The organism is Nitrosomonas sp. (assembly GCF_020852615.1).
Classification (GTDB): Bacteria; Pseudomonadota; Gammaproteobacteria; order Burkholderiales; family Nitrosomonadaceae; genus Nitrosomonas.
On the sequence record NZ_JADZAJ010000023.1, the window covers coordinates 53608 to 70334 of the forward strand.

Annotated in this window: 19 protein-coding genes; 10 read left to right on the plus strand and 9 right to left on the minus strand. The window is 49.0% G+C overall.

The window, feature by feature from the left end; genetic code table 11:
• Nucleotides 1–141 precede the first annotated feature (141 nt).
• Complete coding sequence (locus IT527_RS05235; protein WP_292967380.1) at nt 142–621, minus strand: cytochrome c; 480 nt, start codon at nt 619–621, stop codon at nt 142–144.
• Between the two features lie 4 nt (nt 622–625).
• The gene (locus IT527_RS05240; protein ID WP_292967382.1) at nt 626–1156 is read right to left on the minus strand and encodes a DUF411 domain-containing protein; all 531 of its coding nucleotides are present in this window, start codon (nt 1154–1156) and stop codon (nt 626–628) included.
• A gap of 402 nt (nt 1157–1558) precedes the next feature.
• Here IT527_RS05240 and ttcA point away from each other — a divergent pair, with 402 nt between their 5' ends.
• Nucleotides 1559–2503 carry a tRNA 2-thiocytidine(32) synthetase TtcA gene (gene ttcA / locus IT527_RS05245; protein WP_292967384.1) on the plus strand — a complete coding sequence of 315 codons (945 nt, stop codon included), beginning with the start codon at nt 1559–1561 and terminating at the stop codon, nt 2501–2503.
• A 32-nt stretch (nt 2504–2535) separates the two neighbouring features.
• Here the strand turns inward: ttcA and lipA are convergent, their stop codons facing one another.
• Genes lipA through IT527_RS05270 form a run of 5 tightly spaced genes read right to left on the minus strand, consistent with a single transcriptional unit; the run spans nt 2536 to nt 6452 of the window.
• The gene (gene lipA, locus IT527_RS05250; RefSeq protein WP_292967386.1) at nt 2536–3480 is read right to left on the minus strand and encodes a lipoyl synthase; all 945 of its coding nucleotides are present in this window, start codon (nt 3478–3480) and stop codon (nt 2536–2538) included.
• Nucleotides 3470–4114, minus strand: coding sequence for a lipoyl(octanoyl) transferase LipB (gene lipB, locus IT527_RS05255; protein ID WP_292967388.1), 645 nt, complete (start codon nt 4112–4114; stop codon nt 3470–3472). The genes lipA and lipB overlap by 11 nt, the downstream gene beginning before the upstream one ends.
• A gap of 60 nt (nt 4115–4174) precedes the next feature.
• Nucleotides 4175–4438 (minus strand): DUF493 domain-containing protein, encoded by a 264-nt coding sequence (locus IT527_RS05260; protein ID WP_292967390.1) that lies wholly within the window; start codon nt 4436–4438, stop codon nt 4175–4177.
• The gene (locus IT527_RS05265; RefSeq protein WP_292967392.1) at nt 4435–5307 is read right to left on the minus strand and encodes a D-amino acid aminotransferase; all 873 of its coding nucleotides are present in this window, start codon (nt 5305–5307) and stop codon (nt 4435–4437) included. Before IT527_RS05265 ends, IT527_RS05260 begins: the two co-directional genes overlap by 4 nt.
• Nucleotides 5308–5330: 23 nt before the next feature.
• Nucleotides 5331–6452 carry a D-alanyl-D-alanine carboxypeptidase family protein gene (locus IT527_RS05270; RefSeq protein WP_292967394.1) on the minus strand — a complete coding sequence of 374 codons (1122 nt, stop codon included), beginning with the start codon at nt 6450–6452 and terminating at the stop codon, nt 5331–5333.
• 185 nt (nt 6453–6637) lie between these two features.
• Here IT527_RS05270 and rplM point away from each other — a divergent pair, with 185 nt between their 5' ends.
• From rplM to IT527_RS05295, 5 genes are all read left to right on the plus strand, one after another.
• Nucleotides 6638–7072, plus strand: a complete 435-nt coding sequence (rplM, locus tag IT527_RS05275; protein ID WP_292967396.1) for a 50S ribosomal protein L13 — start codon at nt 6638–6640, stop codon at nt 7070–7072.
• 11 nt (nt 7073–7083) lie between these two features.
• Nucleotides 7084–7476: a 30S ribosomal protein S9 gene (gene rpsI / locus IT527_RS05280; RefSeq protein WP_292967398.1), complete on the plus strand. Its 393-nt coding sequence runs from the start codon at nt 7084–7086 to the stop codon at nt 7474–7476.
• 138 nt (nt 7477–7614) lie between these two features.
• Nucleotides 7615–8643 carry an N-acetyl-gamma-glutamyl-phosphate reductase gene (gene argC / locus IT527_RS05285; RefSeq protein WP_292967400.1) on the plus strand — a complete coding sequence of 343 codons (1029 nt, stop codon included), beginning with the start codon at nt 7615–7617 and terminating at the stop codon, nt 8641–8643.
• A gap of 97 nt (nt 8644–8740) precedes the next feature.
• The gene (locus IT527_RS05290) at nt 8741–9508 is read left to right on the plus strand and encodes a DUF6776 family protein (RefSeq protein WP_292967401.1); all 768 of its coding nucleotides are present in this window, start codon (nt 8741–8743) and stop codon (nt 9506–9508) included.
• A complete protein-coding gene (locus tag IT527_RS05295; protein WP_292967403.1) occupies nt 9489–9923 on the plus strand; it encodes a polymer-forming cytoskeletal protein in 435 nt (144 codons plus the stop codon). The genes IT527_RS05290 and IT527_RS05295 overlap by 20 nt, the downstream gene beginning before the upstream one ends.
• A 33-nt stretch (nt 9924–9956) precedes the next feature.
• On the opposite strand, the gene recN is transcribed toward IT527_RS05295, so the two are convergent.
• Together recN and IT527_RS05305 are read right to left on the minus strand one after the other, a co-directional pair.
• Nucleotides 9957–11636: a DNA repair protein RecN gene (recN, locus tag IT527_RS05300; RefSeq protein WP_292967405.1), complete on the minus strand. Its 1680-nt coding sequence runs from the start codon at nt 11634–11636 to the stop codon at nt 9957–9959.
• Between the two features lie 6 nt (nt 11637–11642).
• Nucleotides 11643–12533, minus strand: a complete 891-nt coding sequence (locus IT527_RS05305; protein ID WP_292967407.1) for an NAD kinase — start codon at nt 12531–12533, stop codon at nt 11643–11645.
• A gap of 217 nt (nt 12534–12750) precedes the next feature.
• On the opposite strand from IT527_RS05305, the gene hrcA reads away from it, so the two are divergent.
• The 4 genes from hrcA (at nt 12751) to IT527_RS05325 (ending at nt 16713) form a co-directional block, all read left to right on the plus strand.
• On the plus strand, nt 12751–13767 hold the full coding sequence (gene hrcA / locus IT527_RS05310; RefSeq protein WP_292967409.1) for a heat-inducible transcriptional repressor HrcA: 1017 nt from the start codon (nt 12751–12753) through the stop codon (nt 13765–13767).
• A gap of 24 nt (nt 13768–13791) precedes the next feature.
• On the plus strand, nt 13792–14886 hold the full coding sequence (gene hemH / locus IT527_RS05315) for a ferrochelatase (RefSeq protein WP_292967411.1): 1095 nt from the start codon (nt 13792–13794) through the stop codon (nt 14884–14886).
• A gap of 39 nt (nt 14887–14925) precedes the next feature.
• Nucleotides 14926–15726 carry a M48 family metallopeptidase gene (locus tag IT527_RS05320; protein WP_292967413.1) on the plus strand — a complete coding sequence of 267 codons (801 nt, stop codon included), beginning with the start codon at nt 14926–14928 and terminating at the stop codon, nt 15724–15726.
• A gap of 117 nt (nt 15727–15843) precedes the next feature.
• Entirely contained in the window at nt 15844–16713 is an 870-nt protein-coding gene (locus IT527_RS05325) for a phosphoribulokinase (RefSeq protein ID WP_292967415.1), read from the plus strand.
• Nucleotides 16714–16727 lie beyond the last annotated feature (14 nt).

Consider the following 16727-nt stretch of genomic DNA (forward strand, 5'->3'; position numbering starts at 1 on the left):
GCAAATTATCTGACAGATAATTTGCCGGTGGATGGTTTTTCGTGAAGGATTTTTATTTTTACAGAACAGGTACGCCAGGGTGGCGATGCTGCATATCTGCAAAACCGGGCTGCAGAACTTAAGGGAGTATATTTCAGCAGCTTATTTCGGTCTGTTCTCGATTCGGGTGTACCACCCCTGATAAACTTCGTCCGGCCACAGGGATTTAATCCAGACCAGGATGTCATCAATCTCCTGATCTTTCAGGATTCCCGCCCAGCCGGGCATGCGTCCTTCCCCCGGAGGGCCACCGTTCAGAATGAAGTTTTTCAATTCTTCTGTGGAATGGTGCCAGGCATGCGCCGTTCCATTCAGAGGCGGGGGCGGGTATCTGCCATTCTCCAGGGGCTTGCGCCAGTCTGGAGTGCCTTCTGCGTTCCGGCCATGGCATACCGCACAATTTTTCCGGAAAAGCGCCTGTCCGCGCGCCATTTGTTCAGGATCAAAATTTCGAACAATTTGTTCAGCGGAATTTCTGCCTAAAATCTGATCCAGTGTGCTGCCTGCCGTCAGAGGGCCGGTTTGTTCCGAGCAGGCAGCAGTAAGGAGCAGTGATACAAGCGCTGTGATTCTTACGGACATCACGTTATTTAAGTTTCAGAATAGATTGGGTTGTGTTACTTTCGGATGCCTTCTCTGCCGGTTGGGGTTTATCCGGGCCGTATCGATTATAAATCTCTGCGGCGCTGCGCTTGTCTCCGGGTTTTCTGATCAGGAGTACGTTATAGGTGTCAACCCGCCCGGTTTCCATGCCAGGAGAACCATGTGGCATGCCGGGGGCTGATAATCCAACTGCGCGGGGACGTTCTTTCAGAAGCTGTTTGACGTCGCTGGCAGGGACATGTCCTTCTATGGCATAACCATCAATCATGGCGGTATGGCATGAACCAAGCTCGGGAAGGATACCGGCCTCTGCTCTGGTTTCATCGTTACCGGTATCGTGGATGTTGACGGTAAATCCGTTGTCGCGCATGTGATCAACCCATTTGGCACAACAGCCGCAGGTTGGACTTTTATACACTTCGACGGTTGTTGTTGCTGCAGCCACGCCGGCAACTCCTGCTAATACAGCAGTCAGTAAGGAACGGGTAAAAAATCGGTTGAATTGTATTTTCATTTGCTCTCCAATAATCTTGCCATGCATTTGTTTGCAACGACCAGGGAAGACAGGCAGCACTAAACGCTTGCTTTATGCCGGTTTGAGAAAGAATAACGCTGGCTTCCGGTCAGTTTGACCATAAGCGTGCAGATAATGTTCTTCCTCATCCCTGGCGAGTCAACTGTTGCATTGCTATAATTTTTATTTGTTCAAATTGCTATGATTCAAGGGGTAAAACCTTGAAGATGTAACTATAACTGACTTTCTCTTTTTCCTGTCCCGGATAGGCAGGGAGAGCGGGCGGTTCTGTTTTTATACCCGTCTTGTCTTATATGAACGTTTCTTCCTCTGCTTTTCTCCGGAACGGGGAGCTCTGGCAGTTTTTTAACAGTATTTTTGTTAGGCACCTTGTAAATTCATATGATTACGGATGCGTTTTCCAGAAAATCCGAATATAACGCGAACAAGCTGCATAAAAGGCTGAGGCGTCTTGTTGGCTCTGCCATTGCCGATTTCAATATGATTGAGAACGGTGATCGAGTTATGGTATGCCTGTCCGGCGGCAAGGACAGCTATGCACTGCTGGATATTTTGCATAACTTGCAAGTGCATGCGCCACTGGATTTTGAGCTGATTGCTGTCAACCTGGATCAAAAGCAGCCTGGTTTTCCTGAGCATGTGCTGCCCGGTTATCTGACGGAAATAAATATGCCTTTCCGTATCGTCGAGCAGGATACCTACAGCGTTGTAAAGCGGGTGATTGCCGAGGGAAAAACAACTTGCAGTCTGTGTTCCCGTCTGCGCAGGGGGGTGCTGTACCGGGTGGCGACTGAACTGGGTGCCACCAAGATCGCGCTGGGCCACCATCGTGATGATATTCTGGAAACTTTTTTTCTGAATATGTTTTATGGTGGAAAGCTGAAAGCGATGCCTCCCAAGCTGGTGAGTGACGATGGATGTCATGTGGTGATTCGTCCGCTGGCGTACTGCAAGGAGAAAGATCTGGCAGCTTATGCCCGGTTAGCGCAATTTCCCATTATTCCCTGTAATTTATGCGGTTCACAGCCCAATATGCAGCGGCAGGTAATCAAGGAAATGATGCAGCAATGGGATAAAAAACATCCCGGCCGGCTTGAGACGATGTTTACGGCTTTACAGAATATTCAGCTTTCACATCTGGCAGATACCCGCCGGTATGATTTTGCCGGGCTCAAACCGCTTGGTATTGCAACTGAGGAGGGCGATAAAGCATTTGATGAAGAGCCCCTTCCCGCTATGCCGGCAGGTACAGACCATGGCGATGACGCTGTACCTGAACAGGAAGTCGGGTACCGTGCCGAGGCTGTCCGGGACGGGGCGATATAAATTAACCGCGGATCATTTCCTGATCGGCGTTCTTACTCAATGCCGGCTTCATGCGCCTGCTGATCGGCATGATAGCTTGAACGCACCATTGGACCACAGGCGGCGTGGCTGAATCCGAAGTTTGTGGCAATGCGTTCAAATGACTTGAAATCTTCGGGTGAAACATAGCGCATGACGGGGTGATGCCCCTTGCTGGGTTGCAAATACTGGCCGATGGTTAGCATATCAACCTGATGTGCACGCAAATCCCGCATCACCTCGATAATTTCCTCATTGGTTTCCCCCAGCCCCAGCATCAGACCGGACTTGGTCGGGATATGAGGGAAAGCTGCCTTGAAATCCCTGAGTAATTGTAATGAGTGTGCGTAGTCTGCGCCTGGCCGGCACTGTTTGTACAGGCGTGGTACGGTTTCAAGGTTGTGGTTCATCACATCAGGCGGACAGGCAGACAGCCTGTCCAGTGCAATTTCCAGTCTGCCGCGAAAATCGGGGACAAGAATCTCGATCCGTGTTTGTGGCGACTGGGCGCGAATCGCGCGGATGCAATCTGCAAAGTGCTGCGCGCCACCGTCCCTGAGATCATCACGATCTACGCTGGTGATGACGACATAATTAAGCTTTAGCACCGCGATGGAATTTGCCAGATGCATCGGCTCATCGGGATCAGGAGCGTGAGGCCGGCCATGCGCCACATCACAGAATGGACAGCGTCTGGTGCACAAATCACCGAGGATCATGAAGGTTGCCGTACCGCGGCCGAAACATTCACCGATATTCGGACAGGAAGCTTCCTCGCAGACCGTGTGTAATTTATTCTCACGCAGCAGGCGTTTTACTTCCTGATACCGCTGGCTGTTGGGGGAGCGCACGCGAATCCAGGAAGGTTTGCGCAAGAGCTGGCCGGATTGTTCCAGATCGATTTTGACCGGGTTGCGTGCCGTTTTGGCGGCACCTCGTTGATGGGTGTCAGCGGTCATGAGAATGACTGTCCTTTGTTGTATATTGAGTTAGTTGAGCAATAAAATGTTGTGCCAGCTTGCCGGCGAGTATTTCTTTGCCGTCAGTGATGCCAAGCTCTTTTGCCTGTGTAACACGCAAACCGTGATAGCCGCAGGGGTTGATTGCTGTGAAGGGCGCAAGATCCATGTCGGCATTGAAGGCTATCCCGTGATAGCAGGCTCCGCGCCGAATTTTCAGCCCCAAAGAGGCAATTTTGGCACCGTTGACGTAGACACCGGGAGCTTCCTCGCTGCCTTGTGCAACGACACCGTATTCGTCCAGCAAGTCTATCACGGCCCCCTCCATTTTTCTGACCAGTTGCCGGATATACAGCTGCCGGCGGTGCAGGTCCAGTAACAGGTAGAGAATGACCTGTCCCGGGCCGTGATAGGTGATTTGTCCACCACGGTCGGTTCTGATAACCGGGATCTGGCTGGGGAAAAGCAGGTGTTCAGGTTTTCCGGCGATGCCTTGAGTATAAACAGACGGATGTTCCAGCAGCCAGATTTCATCAGGCGTTTCACGGGTACGCTGTGCCGTAAACTCCTTCATGGCCTGCCAGGTGGTGAGGTATTCGACTACCCCCATATTTTTCACAGTTACGGTAAGCATGCTGTCTGTTGTCTGTTTTTTCCTTATGCCGGTGTTTCACCGGCATTTTTCAGAGAATCCCTAGAGCAACATGGTTACCATTGGATGATCGTGCAGTGCCTGATAGAGAGAATCCAGCTGTGTGCGTGAAGTAGCCTGGATGGTGCAGGTAAGGCTCAGATAGGTACCACTTTTACTGGTTCGAACTTCGAGGGTGGTATCGTCAAAATCAGGTGCGTGAGTTTTAACAATGGTCAGGACAGTTTGAGTGAATCCCTGTTGTGATTTTCCCATGATTTTTATCGGAAAATCACATGGGTATTCAATGAGAGATTCTTCTTTCATGAAGCTGTGTTATCAGTTGAAGTATGTCCGCGCATTACTTCCAGTTTGTATGCCTGGTAGAGCCTGTCCAACTGCCTGAAAACCGGGCCGGGTACCCCGTTGCTGACGGGTTGCCCATCCAGCCGTGTGATTGGGAGAATTTCCTTGGTGGAGGAAGTCAGCATGATTTCCTGTGCGGTGCGTAATTCAAGTTCAGATATATCTCGGACAGCGTGTGGGATGCCGTGTGTTTCAGCCAGTTCCAATACGACATCGTAGGTGATGCCGGGCAAGATGCGGTGATCTTTAGGAGGGGTCAGCAGCAGATTATCTTTTACGATAAAAATATTACTGGCGGCCCCTTCGGTCAGTAAGCCATCACGCAGCAGAATGGCTTCTGTGGTCTGTGCATCTACGGCAAGCTGACGTAGCAGAATGTTGGGCAGCAGCGAGATAGCTTTGATATCGCAGCGTCCCCAGCGATTATCCCGGGCGGTGATTGCCGAAACACCGGAAACGAGCAACTCTCCAGGAGGTGTCATTAGCGGGTTGCTCATGATAAAGACGGTAGGTGTGGCTCCGCGGGGGAATGCGTGATCGCGTTTTGCCACTCCGCGGGTAATATGCAGGTAAAGGTATTGATCACTACCTTCATTTAGCTCAATGATGCGTTCAATCAAATCAGCCCACTGTTCCTCTGAATGGGGATTCTGGAGACGTATGCCATCCAGACTGTGCTGCAGCCGGGAAAGATGTTCACCCAGCCGGAACGGTTTACGTGAATAAACCGGTATGACTTCGTAAACACCATCACCAAAGATGAAACCTCTGTCCAATACGGGGACAGTTGCCTGTTCTATCGGTAAGAATCTGCCGTTGAGGTAAATCATGTCTATTTTTTTATTATCCGAGTTCAGTTGAACAGCATTTTCAGGTTATCCCAGGAACGCCCGAGGAAATTGGCGGTATCAACCGTTTCCAGGGCAACCAGAGGGTAGGTGGCAATTTCCTGTCCATCCAGGACAAATTTTACTGCGCCTACTTCCTGACCCTGGCTGATTGGGGCAATAAGTGGCTGGCGGTATTCCATCCGGGCTTTTAATCCTCCCACCTTGCCCTTGGGAAGAGAGAAATAAATATCCCGGTCAAACCCGACTTTAAGCTTGTTTTGTTCACCTTTCCAGATTTGGACATTGGCGACAGGCTGATCTTTTTTATAGGGGTGGGCGGTATCAAAAAACTGGAATCCGTAATTCAGCAGACGCTGGCTTTCAATACTGCGAGCGTTGGGTGAGGCGGTGCCCATGACTACAGAGATAAGGCGTCGCTGGTCACGTTTTGCCGATGTCACCAGACAGTAACCGGCGGCTTCTGTCCATCCTGTTTTCATTCCATCAACATTGGGATCTGTCCACAGCAGGCGATTGCGGTTTTGCTGAGTGATGCCATTGTATTTATACTCTCGCATGGAATAGAGCGGGTAGTGCTCCGGGTATTCTCTGATAATGGCTGCTGCCAGTAATGCCAGATCATATGCGGTACTGTAGTGCTCGGGGTGCGTTAGTCCGGTTGAATTCATGAAATGCGTATTGTGCATACCCAGACGTTTGGCTTCCTCATTCATCATGTGTACAAACAGATCTTCCGAACCGGCGATCAGTTCTGCCAGCGCAACACAGGCATCATTACCTGACTGGATGATTACACCATGAATCAGTTCATTAACTGTTACCGGTTTGTTGGGCTCAATGAACATGCGCGAACCCACCATACGCCAGGATCGATTGGAAACAGGAACAACCTGATCCATTTTTATGCGCTCCTGTTTCAGTGCAGAGAAGACGACGTAAGCTGTCATCAGCTTGGTGAGCGAGGCGGGATCCAGTCGCTCGTGCGGATTGGAGCTGGCGAGTGTCTGTCCGCTGTGAAAATCAGTCAGAATGAATGATTTGGCCGCGACTGCCAGTTCCGGTTGCTGTGACCATGCCGGAGAAGCCAATACCAGTAAAAACAGAGAAAGAATGAGTTGTTTCATGGGGATCAGCAAAAGCTTAATTATAACCTGCGTCATAGATTTGTTGAATTGAACGGTGTGAGTTTGTCAGTGATGGTTATTATTTGACGAAGCGGCAGTTTTTACCCGCCTCCCGATTTGACTTTGTTCGCAGGGTAATTCATAATCCGCGGTTATCTTGTACCATAAAAACAAAAGGAAAATTAGTGAAAACTTTTTCTGCCAAGCCACATGAAGTGAATCATGAGTGGTTTGTGGTTGATGCAACTGATAAAGTTCTGGGCAGGCTGGCTGCAGCAATTGCTCACCGCCTGCGTGGCAAACATAAGCCTATTTATACGCCACACGTTGATACAGGCGATTATATCGTGGTTATTAACGCCGACAGGATAAGAGTTACCGGTAATAAGGCTGAAGATAAAAAATATTATCGCCATAGCGGTTACCCCGGTGGGATTTACGAGACTACTTTCAAAAAAATGCATGAGCGTTTTCCTGCCAGGCCGCTTGAAAAGGCGGTAAAGGGCATGTTGCCTAAAGGCCCGCTTGGCTATGCCATGATAAAAAAATTGAAGGTTTATGCTGGAAATGTTCACCCTCATGCGGCTCAGCAACCGCAGTCACTTGAAATTAACGCTTAATCCAACCAGTCATGGCTATTCAATATAACTACGGAACCGGTCGCAGAAAAAGTTCAGTTGCACGAGTTTTTATTAAACCGGGCACAGGTGTCATTACAGTAAATCATAAACCCGCTGACGAGTATTTTTCCCGCGAAACAGGGCGTATGATCATTCGTCAGCCTCTGGAGCTGACTGGAAACACCTCTAATTTTGATGTTATGGTAAATATCCATGGCGGAGGAGAATCAGGACAGGCCGGTGCGGTCAGACATGGCATAACCCGTGCATTAATCGATTACGATGAAACACTGAAGCCGGCCCTGAGTAAAGCTGGTTTTGTAACGAGGGATGCACGCGAGGTGGAGCGGAAAAAAGTTGGTTTGCGTAAGGCGAGACGCCGCAAGCAGTTCTCCAAGCGGTGATGGTCATTATTTGCAGAACAAATTGAAAAGCCGCCCTTTTATGGGCGGCTTTTTTGTATCAGATTTTGTAGTATGTTGCGATTGAGCGGCAGCAATTCCCGGATAAATAATTAACTTCTTGGTTGTTAATTTTCAAAGATGATCAATGTTGGTATCGTAGGTGGGACAGGTTACACAGGTGTTGAGCTGCTGCGTATTCTTGTGCAGCATCCGAAAGTAAAAATTAAAGTTATTACATCGCGGCAGGAAGCCGGGATCGGAGTAGATGAACTTTTCCCCAGCTTGCGCGGGCAAATTGCACTTAAATTCAGTGATCCGACCAGGGTGGATTTTGGAAAATGTGATGTTGTTTTTTTCGCAACACCAAATGGTATAGCTATGCAGCAAGCTGAGGCTTTACTGAATTCCGGAATAAAAATCATTGATCTGGCGGCAGATTTCCGGATTAAGGATGTTGCGGAATGGGAAAAATGGTATGGCATGAAGCATGCCGCACCTGGGTTGGTAGCTGAGGCCGTTTATGGTTTACCTGAAGTGAATCGGGAGAAAATTCGGGGTGCACGCCTGATTGCCAATCCAGGCTGTTATCCGACAGCAGTACAGCTGGGTTTTATTCCGCTGGTTGAGGCGGGGGTGGTGGATATGGATCATCTGATTGCTGATACCAAATCGGGCGTATCCGGAGCGGGTCGCAAGGCTGAAATACATTCGCTGTATGCGGAAGCTTCAGACAATTTCAAATCTTATGCAGTACCAGGTCATCGTCATTTGCCGGAGATCAGACAGGGCCTGTCTGAGAGAGCAAACAAGCCGATTGGATTGACTTTTGTACCTCACCTGACTCCCATGATTCGCGGAATTCATGCCACACTTTACGCCAGACTGACTGGGGATGTTGATTTGCAGTCCTTATACGAGAATCGTTACGCCAATGAGCCTTTTGTTGATGTTCTCCCGGCAGGCAGTCATCCGGAAACCCGTTCGGTGCGTGGTTCGAATTTCTGCAGGATTGCTGTCCATCGCCCGGGAAATGGCGATACGGTAGTGATACTCTCGGTTACGGATAATTTGGTTAAAGGCGCTGCAGGGCAAGCCGTTCAGAATATGAACATTATGTATGCGCTACCTGAGACAACAGGAATCCGGCATGTTCCGCTGCTGCCTTAAGTCGGCTATATTTTGCAGGTGAAATGGCAAAAACAATGCTGAGCTGTTATTAAGGTATACGTAGAACTTCCATAAACTGCCAAGAACCGGGGGAAAATTGCTGAATAACAAACAAAGCATTAGCGCGCCTAAACTGGTTGTGCGCCCCCACGTCCCCTGGCACCGGCGTTTGCTGATGGTGTTATTGGGGTTGTCACTGGTAGCTCTACTGGCTTATGGCATGTATGTTGTCGGGCAGAATACGGCCAGGCCGGCAGATAATGTCACGAATGATCCTGCACTTGAGCAGATTCTTGAATCCAACAGCTGTCTGGAAAAATATGACACCGCGCTTTGCTCGCAGCTTGCAGAACTTGTCAGACAGCTGCAAATCAGTAATGCCACACGTGCTGATCTGGTAAAACAGGTCAAATCACTGGATGAAGAAAATGAACGGTTAAGAGAAGATTTAACCCTCTTTCAGCAGATGATTTCAGGAAATGAGGAATCTGCTGATATAGAGCTTGTTATTCACCGTTTTTCACTGGAAGCAGGCCAGCTTCCAGGCGAGTATCTGTACACTTTGTTGCTTGCCCAGGGGGGGCAGCGATCAAAAGAATTCAGTGGCAGACTCGAATTTGTGGTTGGATTACTCCAGAATGGTGAAGAGAAATTTATTTCACTGGTGGGTGAGAATGCCTCCAAGGAATTCCCAATCAGTTTCCGCTTTTATCACAGACTGGAGAAAAGCTTCCAGATACCGGCAGATACGGCAGTAAAGAGTTTGCAGGTGCTTATTTATGAGAATGGTTCAAGTAAAGCCGTGTTGACGAAGACAATCCAGTTATCTCGCAAGGAATCGGAACATGTTCGGAAGAAAACATAAAACAGTCAGTGATATCGATACATTGATTGGATCGGATGCCGTAATTACAGGTGATATCCAGTTTTCTGGCGGGTTGCGTGTGGATGGTCGTATTTGTGGCAATATTGCAGCAGCCGGTGGTAAGCCACATTCCTTGCTGGTGCTTAGTGAACAGGGGATAGTTGAAGGAAAAATCAAGGTACCGTATGTAGTCATTAATGGCACAGTGAGGGGGCCGATTCATTCTGCGGAAAATCTTGAGCTACAGCCGGCAGCTAAAATTACCGGGGATATTTTCTATAAAACCATAAAAATTCACCAGGGTGCGGTAGTGGAAGGAAAAATGGTTTGTAACGAGACTTCCCAGCCGGAAAAGCTGATTACATACGTTGCTCCGGTAGAGGAAACCAAAGAACGAAATGGAAATGTGGGGTAGAGGTTTTTTCCGGTACTCTGCTGTCTGCTCAGATCAGCAGTCTGATTCTTTGTAGCCCAGCATTTCAGCTGCATGCTGGCGCGTGGCGACAGTCAGGCTTTCACCACCCAGCATACGGGCTATTTCTTCAATTCTTTCAATTTTATTCAGTTTTGAAATTTGACTGACCGGCAGTTGTTTATTTTCCGGGCTGGAGGTCTTGGATATGCGCCAGTGATGGTTCCCTTTGGCGGCAACCTGCGGCAGGTGCGTAATACTCATTATCTGCCGGGCCTCTCCCAGTTGCCGGAGCAGTTTGCCGACTATCTCGGCGACACGCCCTCCTATTCCGGTATCAACTTCGTCAAAAATCAGAGTGGGAACGGTGCCGGCTTTACTGGTAATAACCTGAATTGCCAGGCTGATGCGGGATAATTCTCCACCAGAAGCCACTTTATTTAGGGGACGTAATGGCAGATTCGGGTGAGCTGCTACCTGAAATTCAATTTGCTCCATACCGTGAAAACTGCCTGATGGCACGGGTATCAACGCCACATTGAAACAGCCGCCGGTCATTGCCAGTGTTTGCATGGCCTCCGTTACCTGCTCCGAAAGCTGTTCTGCTGCACGCTGCCTGATTTTACTTAATCTCCCGGCAAGATTTTCAAAATGATCCCGGGCAGATTGCTCGGCTTCAGTCAGTGCTTCGCTACTGGCTGCATTACCCAGTTGTTCCAGGTGCTGCCGGGTTGTTTTCAGCAAATCAGGCAGTGTTTCCGGTGTAACACGATATTTCCTGGCGGTACTGTGAACGGCAGCAATACGTGCTTCTGTTTCCTGTAATCTGCGGGGATCGATGTCCAGGTGCTGCAGATAGCGTTTCAGTTCATACACCGTTTCCTGCAGTTGTATTTGTGCGGACTGCAGCTGGTGGCAGACAGGAGCGAGCGTGTTATCAATATCTGACAAGCTGTGCAGACGGGTAATGACAGTACTGAGTTGCGACAATACCGCTGTTTCATTCTCTGATAATGATTCCAGGCTGAATTGTGTGGTTTCCAGCAGGCTGGCCGTATGTGTCAGACGATTATGCTCAATTTGCAGATTTTCCCATTCTTCTGGTGAGAAATTCAGGGTGGCCAGTTCCTGATGTTGCCAGGTGAGGGTTTCGTATTCACGCAAATTTTGCTCATTGTGTTGCTCCCAGGTGGATCTCTGCTGACAAAGATCCTGCCAGTGCCGGTATGAGATGGCTACTTCCCGGGCAAGCTCTGTTTCTCCCGCCCAGGAATCAAGTAACTCGCATTGCTTATGGCTGTGCATCAGCAGCTGATGTGCGTGCTGCCCGTGGATGTCTACCAGCCATTCTCCGATAGTACGTAATTGCTGGAGCGTGGCAGGATGTCCGTTGATAAAATTGCGTGAACGTCCGCCTGATTCCATGATTTTACGCAACAGGCATATACCGGCCTCATCTTCCAGTGCATTTTCCGCCAGCCATTCCTGTAAAGCGGGAATTGCGCTTACATCGAACTGAGCAGAAATTTCAGCACGTTTACAGCCGTGCCTGATCTGGCTGATATCAGCCCGTCTGCCCAGTACAAGCTCCAGTGCATCAATCAGAATGGATTTCCCTGCCCCGGTTTCACCGGTCAGAACAGTAAAACCGGATTTGAAATGCAGATCAATATGATCAACGATCACGAAATTCCGGATGGATAAGTTTTGCAGCATGGGGGGTTAACGACTGTTTTTCTGAAGAATACTGCTCCAGCCGAGTTTTTCCCGGAGCATCCGGTAATAACTGTGGTGGACAGGATGAAGGAGCTTGATGGTGTCCGGGCAGCGACGAACAAATACTCTGTCATGTTCACCCAGATCAAACCAGGAATGGCTATCTGTGTAGATTTTAATCTCGGTTGTGAAATGAACTTTGATTTCGATGGTTGCATCCGCACCGATAACGATTGGACGGTTGCTCAAGGTATGTGGACAGATGGGCACCAATGTCATCAGATTAAGCCCGGGGTGCAGGATTGGCCCGCCGGAAGAAAGCGCATAAGCAGTTGACCCGGTAGGGGTTGCAATGATCAGCCCGTCTGATCGTAAAGAATAAACGTATTCATCGTTAATATGAACTTCAAGCTCAATCATGCCGCTGCTAATACCGCGGTGGAGCACTACATCATTAAAAGCCAGTTCTTTGAAGATGCTTTCTCCATTGCGGGTTACCTCGGCTGTCAGCAGCATGCGATTTTCCACCACAAACTGCCCGGCCAGCATGGCATTCAGGGTTTCATGCATTGTATCGGCTGTAAGATCTGTCAGAAAGCCCAGCCTGCCCTGATTGATGCCGATGAGCGGGACGCCGAACAGGACGAGCGCGCGAGCGATGTTGAGCATCGTTCCGTCACCTCCCAGCACAATTGCAAGATCAGCCTGTTTGCCGATTTCTTCCAGTGTCAATACGGGATATTTGCTGCTGCTGATATGTGTTGCTGTCAGTGAATCCAAGACTACACTGGCACCCTGATCAGTCAGATACGCTGCCAGATTCAGCAGGGGAATCACAATATCCGGGTTTTTATGCTTCCCAATTAAAGCAATCGTTTTGAACAAGTCGCTATTCATGGATGATGAGGGCTGAAACAGTTAACTTCACTTTGATTTTTGTTTCAAGTAATCAGTTTGGCTGCAAATAGTGATATGACCGGATATTACCGCAGCCCATGGTAAAAAAGGCAGAAATCAGCTGTAAAGGGCTGTTTACTGGCATGTTGGAGACTGAGGGGGATTCCTCCCGGGCTAACCCTCCTTATCGTACGGCTGATTCGTGTAAAATAAACAGATGCTTAATGAACGTGAAAAAATTCTGCTAAAGACCCTGGTTGAGCGTTATATCCATGAAGGCCAGCCCGTTGGTTCGCGTTCTCTTGCCAGATTTTCCGGGCTGGATTTGAGTCCGGCAACGATTCGCAATGTAATGACAGACCTCGAAGAAATGGGGTACGTTTCCAGCCCTCATACTTCTGCCGGGCGGATGCCAACAACACTGGGTTACCGTTTTTTTGTCGATGCCCTGCTGGTAGTCAAGTCTTTGGATAATGAGCAAATCACCCTGCTGGAAAATCAGCTGCATCCAAATAATCCTGCCCGTTTAATGAATGTTACATCCCGCCTGCTTTCGGATCTGACGCAGTTTGTAGGAGTGGTGGTAACACCCAAGCGGATGGGAGGGGCAGTTTTCCGTCATATAGAATTTGTGGCACTGACCGAGAAGCGGATTCTCCTGATTCTGGTAACGCCAGAAGGGGATGTCCAGAACCGGATTATTCTTACGGAAACAGTCTACAGCCAGTCAGATCTGATTGAAGCCGGAAATTTCCTCAATCAGCATTATGCCGGTTGTACATTGGAAGAAATTCGTTCAGGTCTGCAGCACGAATTGACCCAGCTGCGCCGGGATATGACCGGGCTCATGAATGCGGCTATTGAAATGGGTAATGATGCTTTGCAGGAAAGCAGTGAGGCTGTCGTTATCGCGGGAGAGCATCGGTTGTTTGATGTGCGTGATTTATCAGAAAATCTTTCCAGCCTGAAAAGCCTGTTCGAGCTGTTTGAACGAAAATCCAGGCTGCTGCAGTTAATGGAACTGAGTCGACAGGCGCACGGGGTGAAGATCTTTATCGGAGGGGAATCAGATGAAACAATGCTGGAAGAAATCAGCGTAGTGACAGCCCCTTATGAGATGGAAGGGAAAATTGTCGGCACAGTGGGTGTGATTGGCCCGCGGCGTATGGCATACGAGCGCATTATTCCCATTGTAGACATTACAGCCAGGCTGCTTTCAAGCAATTTATCGTAGTATTCCGCATATTCCTTCCCATTGATGAGCCATATGTTACCAGAGCCCGTTTTTCGACATGGTTCACCAGGCAGAGTTGGTGTTCTGCTGGTTAATCTGGGTACGCCAGAGGCTCCAACTGCCAAAGCATTGCGTCCTTATCTGAAACAATTCCTGAGTGAACCGCGCATCGTGGAGTTTCCGCGCTGGCTGTGGTGGTTTATTCTGAACGGTATTATTCTTAACATTCGGCCAGCCAAATCTGCCGGGAAATACGAGCAGATATGGACAGCTGAAGGTTCTCCCCTGAAAGTGCATACCGAACGCCAGACAGCACAGGTCGCAGCCTTACTGGGTGAACAGGTTGATTCCCCGCTGGTGGTTGAGTATGCAATGATTATCGGTAATCCATCTATTGCAGAAAAGCTGCAGCAGATGAAAATGCAAGGTTGTGATCGGATTCTGGTATTGCCGCTGTTTCCTCAATATGCCGCCAGCAGCACCGGTTGCGTGCTGGATGGTGTTTTTTCAGCTTTAAGGAAGATGCGTAATATTCCTGATATTCGTACCGTCAGGCATTATCACGATGATCCGGGTTATATCGCCGCTCTGGCCCAAAATGTCCGTGATTACTGGCAGGCGCATGGCCGGCCTGACAAACTGGTTATCAGCTTTCACGGCGTGCCGCGCAAAACGCTGGACAGAGGTGATCCCTATCATTGCGAGTGCCGGAAAACAGGACGACTGCTGGCAGAAGCACTGGCGCTTGAGGAGAATCATTACCAGATATGTTTCCAGTCACGTTTTGGTTTTTCACAGTGGCTAGATCCTTATACAGCTGTTGTGCTTAAAGAACTGGGAGAACAGAAAATCAGTCGGGTTGATGTTGTTTGTCCCGGTTTTGTTTCAGATTGTCTGGAAACACTCGAGGAAATTGCCATGGAAGGAAAAGCTGTTTTTACTGAAGCGGGTGGAGGAGAATTTCATTACATACCGAGTCTTAATGAGCATCCACTCTGGATTCAGGCAATTGGGAACATTATTCAGACACATCTGGCCGGCTGGACTGATCAGCCTTTCTCCGAAGCAGATGCGGAGCAGTCCCGTAAGCTGGCGCTGGCTCTGGGTGCCAGGGAATAACGTGTTCCTGTCCGGTTGTTACCTTAAAGCGGGGAAAGAATGATGATGCATCTTTTAAAGATAAAACAGCTGTTTTCCTGTTTGCTGATTGGCGTGCTTGCCGCTTGTGCAACTTCTCCCACCGGCCGGTCACAGCTGGTCTTTATGCCGGATTCAGAGGTGAACAGTATGGGTCTCCAGGCATTTGACAGCCTGAAGCGCGAAAGCAGGATCAGTCATAATACGGCCAGTAACCATTTTGTTAACTGTGTTGCCGGTGCAATTACACGTGAAATGGGGGGTGAGTGGGAAGTGGTTGTATTTGAAGATAAATCCCTGAATGCATTTGCGTTGCCAGGCGGTAAGATCGGCGTATATACCGGTTTGCTCGATCTGGTGGATAACCAGGACCAGCTGGCGGCAGTAATTGGTCACGAAGTTGGACATGTGATGGCTCGCCATAGTAATGAGCGATTGTCTCAACAGGCGGGCACCAATCTGGGAATTTCACTCATCCAGGCAGTTGCTGCACCCCAGTCCGCATTGGGACAAACTGCAATTGGTCTTCTTGGGGTGGGGGCCCAGTATGGGATTATCATGCCGTATAGCAGGCTGCAAGAATCCGAGGCGGATAAGATCGGCCTGGATTTAATGGCCAGGGCCGGGTTTAATCCGACTGAAAGCATAAGATTGTGGCAAAAAATGGATCAGGCCGGTCAGGGGATGGAGCCGGTGGAGTTCCTTTCCACGCATCCGTCGCATGCTTCTCGTATACAGAATCTGCAGGCGAATTTACCGGGAGCGCAACAGTTACTGCAACGGGCAAAAGCAACAGGGAAAAATCCTCATTGCACCAGATAAATTAATGAATTCATTTGCAGCTGTATGGGTGATGTACAGAAATCACCCTGCTGTTGTCAGTTACAGTTTGCTGTTTTTTTAGGAAATTATTTTTTATATTTGAGGAGATAGAAACAAATGTCACAGAAATACCCCGTTATTGCAGTTACTGGATCATCCGGAGCCGGAACATCCACGGTCAAGACAAGTTTTGAACACATTTTTCAGCGTGAGAAGCTGAATGTGGCAGTAGTGGAAGGAGACAGCTTCCACCGTTATGACCGTGAATCCATGAAACGGGCAGTTGAGGAATCGGAAAAAGGAGGGGGACGTCCCATTAGCCATTTTGGTCCGGAGGCCAATGAGTTTGAGAAACTGGAGGCGTTATTCAGATCGTATGGTCAGAGCGGATCGGGTGAGGTACGCCTTTATCTGCATAATGAGCAGGAAGCGCAGCCATACAACCAGAAACCCGGTACTTTCACGCCGTGGAAACCTATACAGTCCGGTACCGATCTGTTGTTTTATGAAGGTCTGCATGGCGGAGCCAAGAGCGATACCGCTGACGTTGGCCAGCATGTCGATCTGCTGGTGGGTGTAGTTCCAATTGTTAATCTGGAATGGATACAGAAAATCTATCGTGATACCGCTGCCAGAGGGTACTCATGCGAAGCGGTAACGCATACCATCCTGCGTCGCATGCATGATTATGTTCATTACATTACTCCTCAGTTTTCACGTACACATGTTAATTTCCAGCGTGTGCCAACGGTTGATACATCCAATCCGTTTATCGCACGGGATATCCCCACACTGGATGAAAGCATGGTGGTTATCCGCTTCCGTGACCATAAGGGTGCAGATTTCCCTTACCTGCTTAATATGATAAATGGATCGTTCATGTCTCGCCCCAATACGATTGTTGTTCCAGGCGGTAAAATGGGCATGGCGATTGAACTGATCCTTACACCACTGATTCTGGATCTGGTGGCAAAAAGCAAAAAGTAGTTTTTCTAATACCT

Excerpts from the sequence above, each read along its gene's own strand:
- IT527_RS05235 (WP_292967380.1), bottom strand. The coding sequence starts at position 621 with ATGTCCGTAAGAATCACAGCGCTTGTATCACTGCTCCTTACTGCTGCC.
- IT527_RS05240 (WP_292967382.1), bottom strand. The coding sequence starts at position 1,156 with ATGAAAATACAATTCAACCGATTTTTTACCCGTTCCTTACTGACTGCT.
- ttcA (WP_292967384.1), top strand. The coding sequence starts at position 1,559 with ATGATTACGGATGCGTTTTCCAGAAAATCCGAATATAACGCGAACAAG.
- lipA (WP_292967386.1), bottom strand. The coding sequence starts at position 3,480 with ATGACCGCTGACACCCATCAACGAGGTGCCGCCAAAACGGCACGCAAC.
- lipB (WP_292967388.1), bottom strand. The coding sequence starts at position 4,114 with ATGCTTACCGTAACTGTGAAAAATATGGGGGTAGTCGAATACCTCACC.
- IT527_RS05260 (WP_292967390.1), bottom strand. The coding sequence starts at position 4,438 with ATGAAAGAAGAATCTCTCATTGAATACCCATGTGATTTTCCGATAAAA.
- IT527_RS05265 (WP_292967392.1), bottom strand. The coding sequence starts at position 5,307 with ATGATTTACCTCAACGGCAGATTCTTACCGATAGAACAGGCAACTGTC.
- IT527_RS05270 (WP_292967394.1), bottom strand. The coding sequence starts at position 6,452 with ATGAAACAACTCATTCTTTCTCTGTTTTTACTGGTATTGGCTTCTCCG.
- rpsI (WP_292967398.1), top strand. The coding sequence starts at position 7,084 with ATGGCTATTCAATATAACTACGGAACCGGTCGCAGAAAAAGTTCAGTT.
- argC (WP_292967400.1), top strand. The coding sequence starts at position 7,615 with ATGATCAATGTTGGTATCGTAGGTGGGACAGGTTACACAGGTGTTGAG.
- IT527_RS05295 (WP_292967403.1), top strand. The coding sequence starts at position 9,489 with ATGTTCGGAAGAAAACATAAAACAGTCAGTGATATCGATACATTGATT.
- recN (WP_292967405.1), bottom strand. The coding sequence starts at position 11,636 with ATGCTGCAAAACTTATCCATCCGGAATTTCGTGATCGTTGATCATATT.
- IT527_RS05305 (WP_292967407.1), bottom strand. The coding sequence starts at position 12,533 with ATGAATAGCGACTTGTTCAAAACGATTGCTTTAATTGGGAAGCATAAA.
- hrcA (WP_292967409.1), top strand. The coding sequence starts at position 12,751 with ATGCTTAATGAACGTGAAAAAATTCTGCTAAAGACCCTGGTTGAGCGT.
- hemH (WP_292967411.1), top strand. The coding sequence starts at position 13,792 with ATGAGCCATATGTTACCAGAGCCCGTTTTTCGACATGGTTCACCAGGC.
- IT527_RS05320 (WP_292967413.1), top strand. The coding sequence starts at position 14,926 with ATGATGATGCATCTTTTAAAGATAAAACAGCTGTTTTCCTGTTTGCTG.
- IT527_RS05325 (WP_292967415.1), top strand. The coding sequence starts at position 15,844 with ATGTCACAGAAATACCCCGTTATTGCAGTTACTGGATCATCCGGAGCC.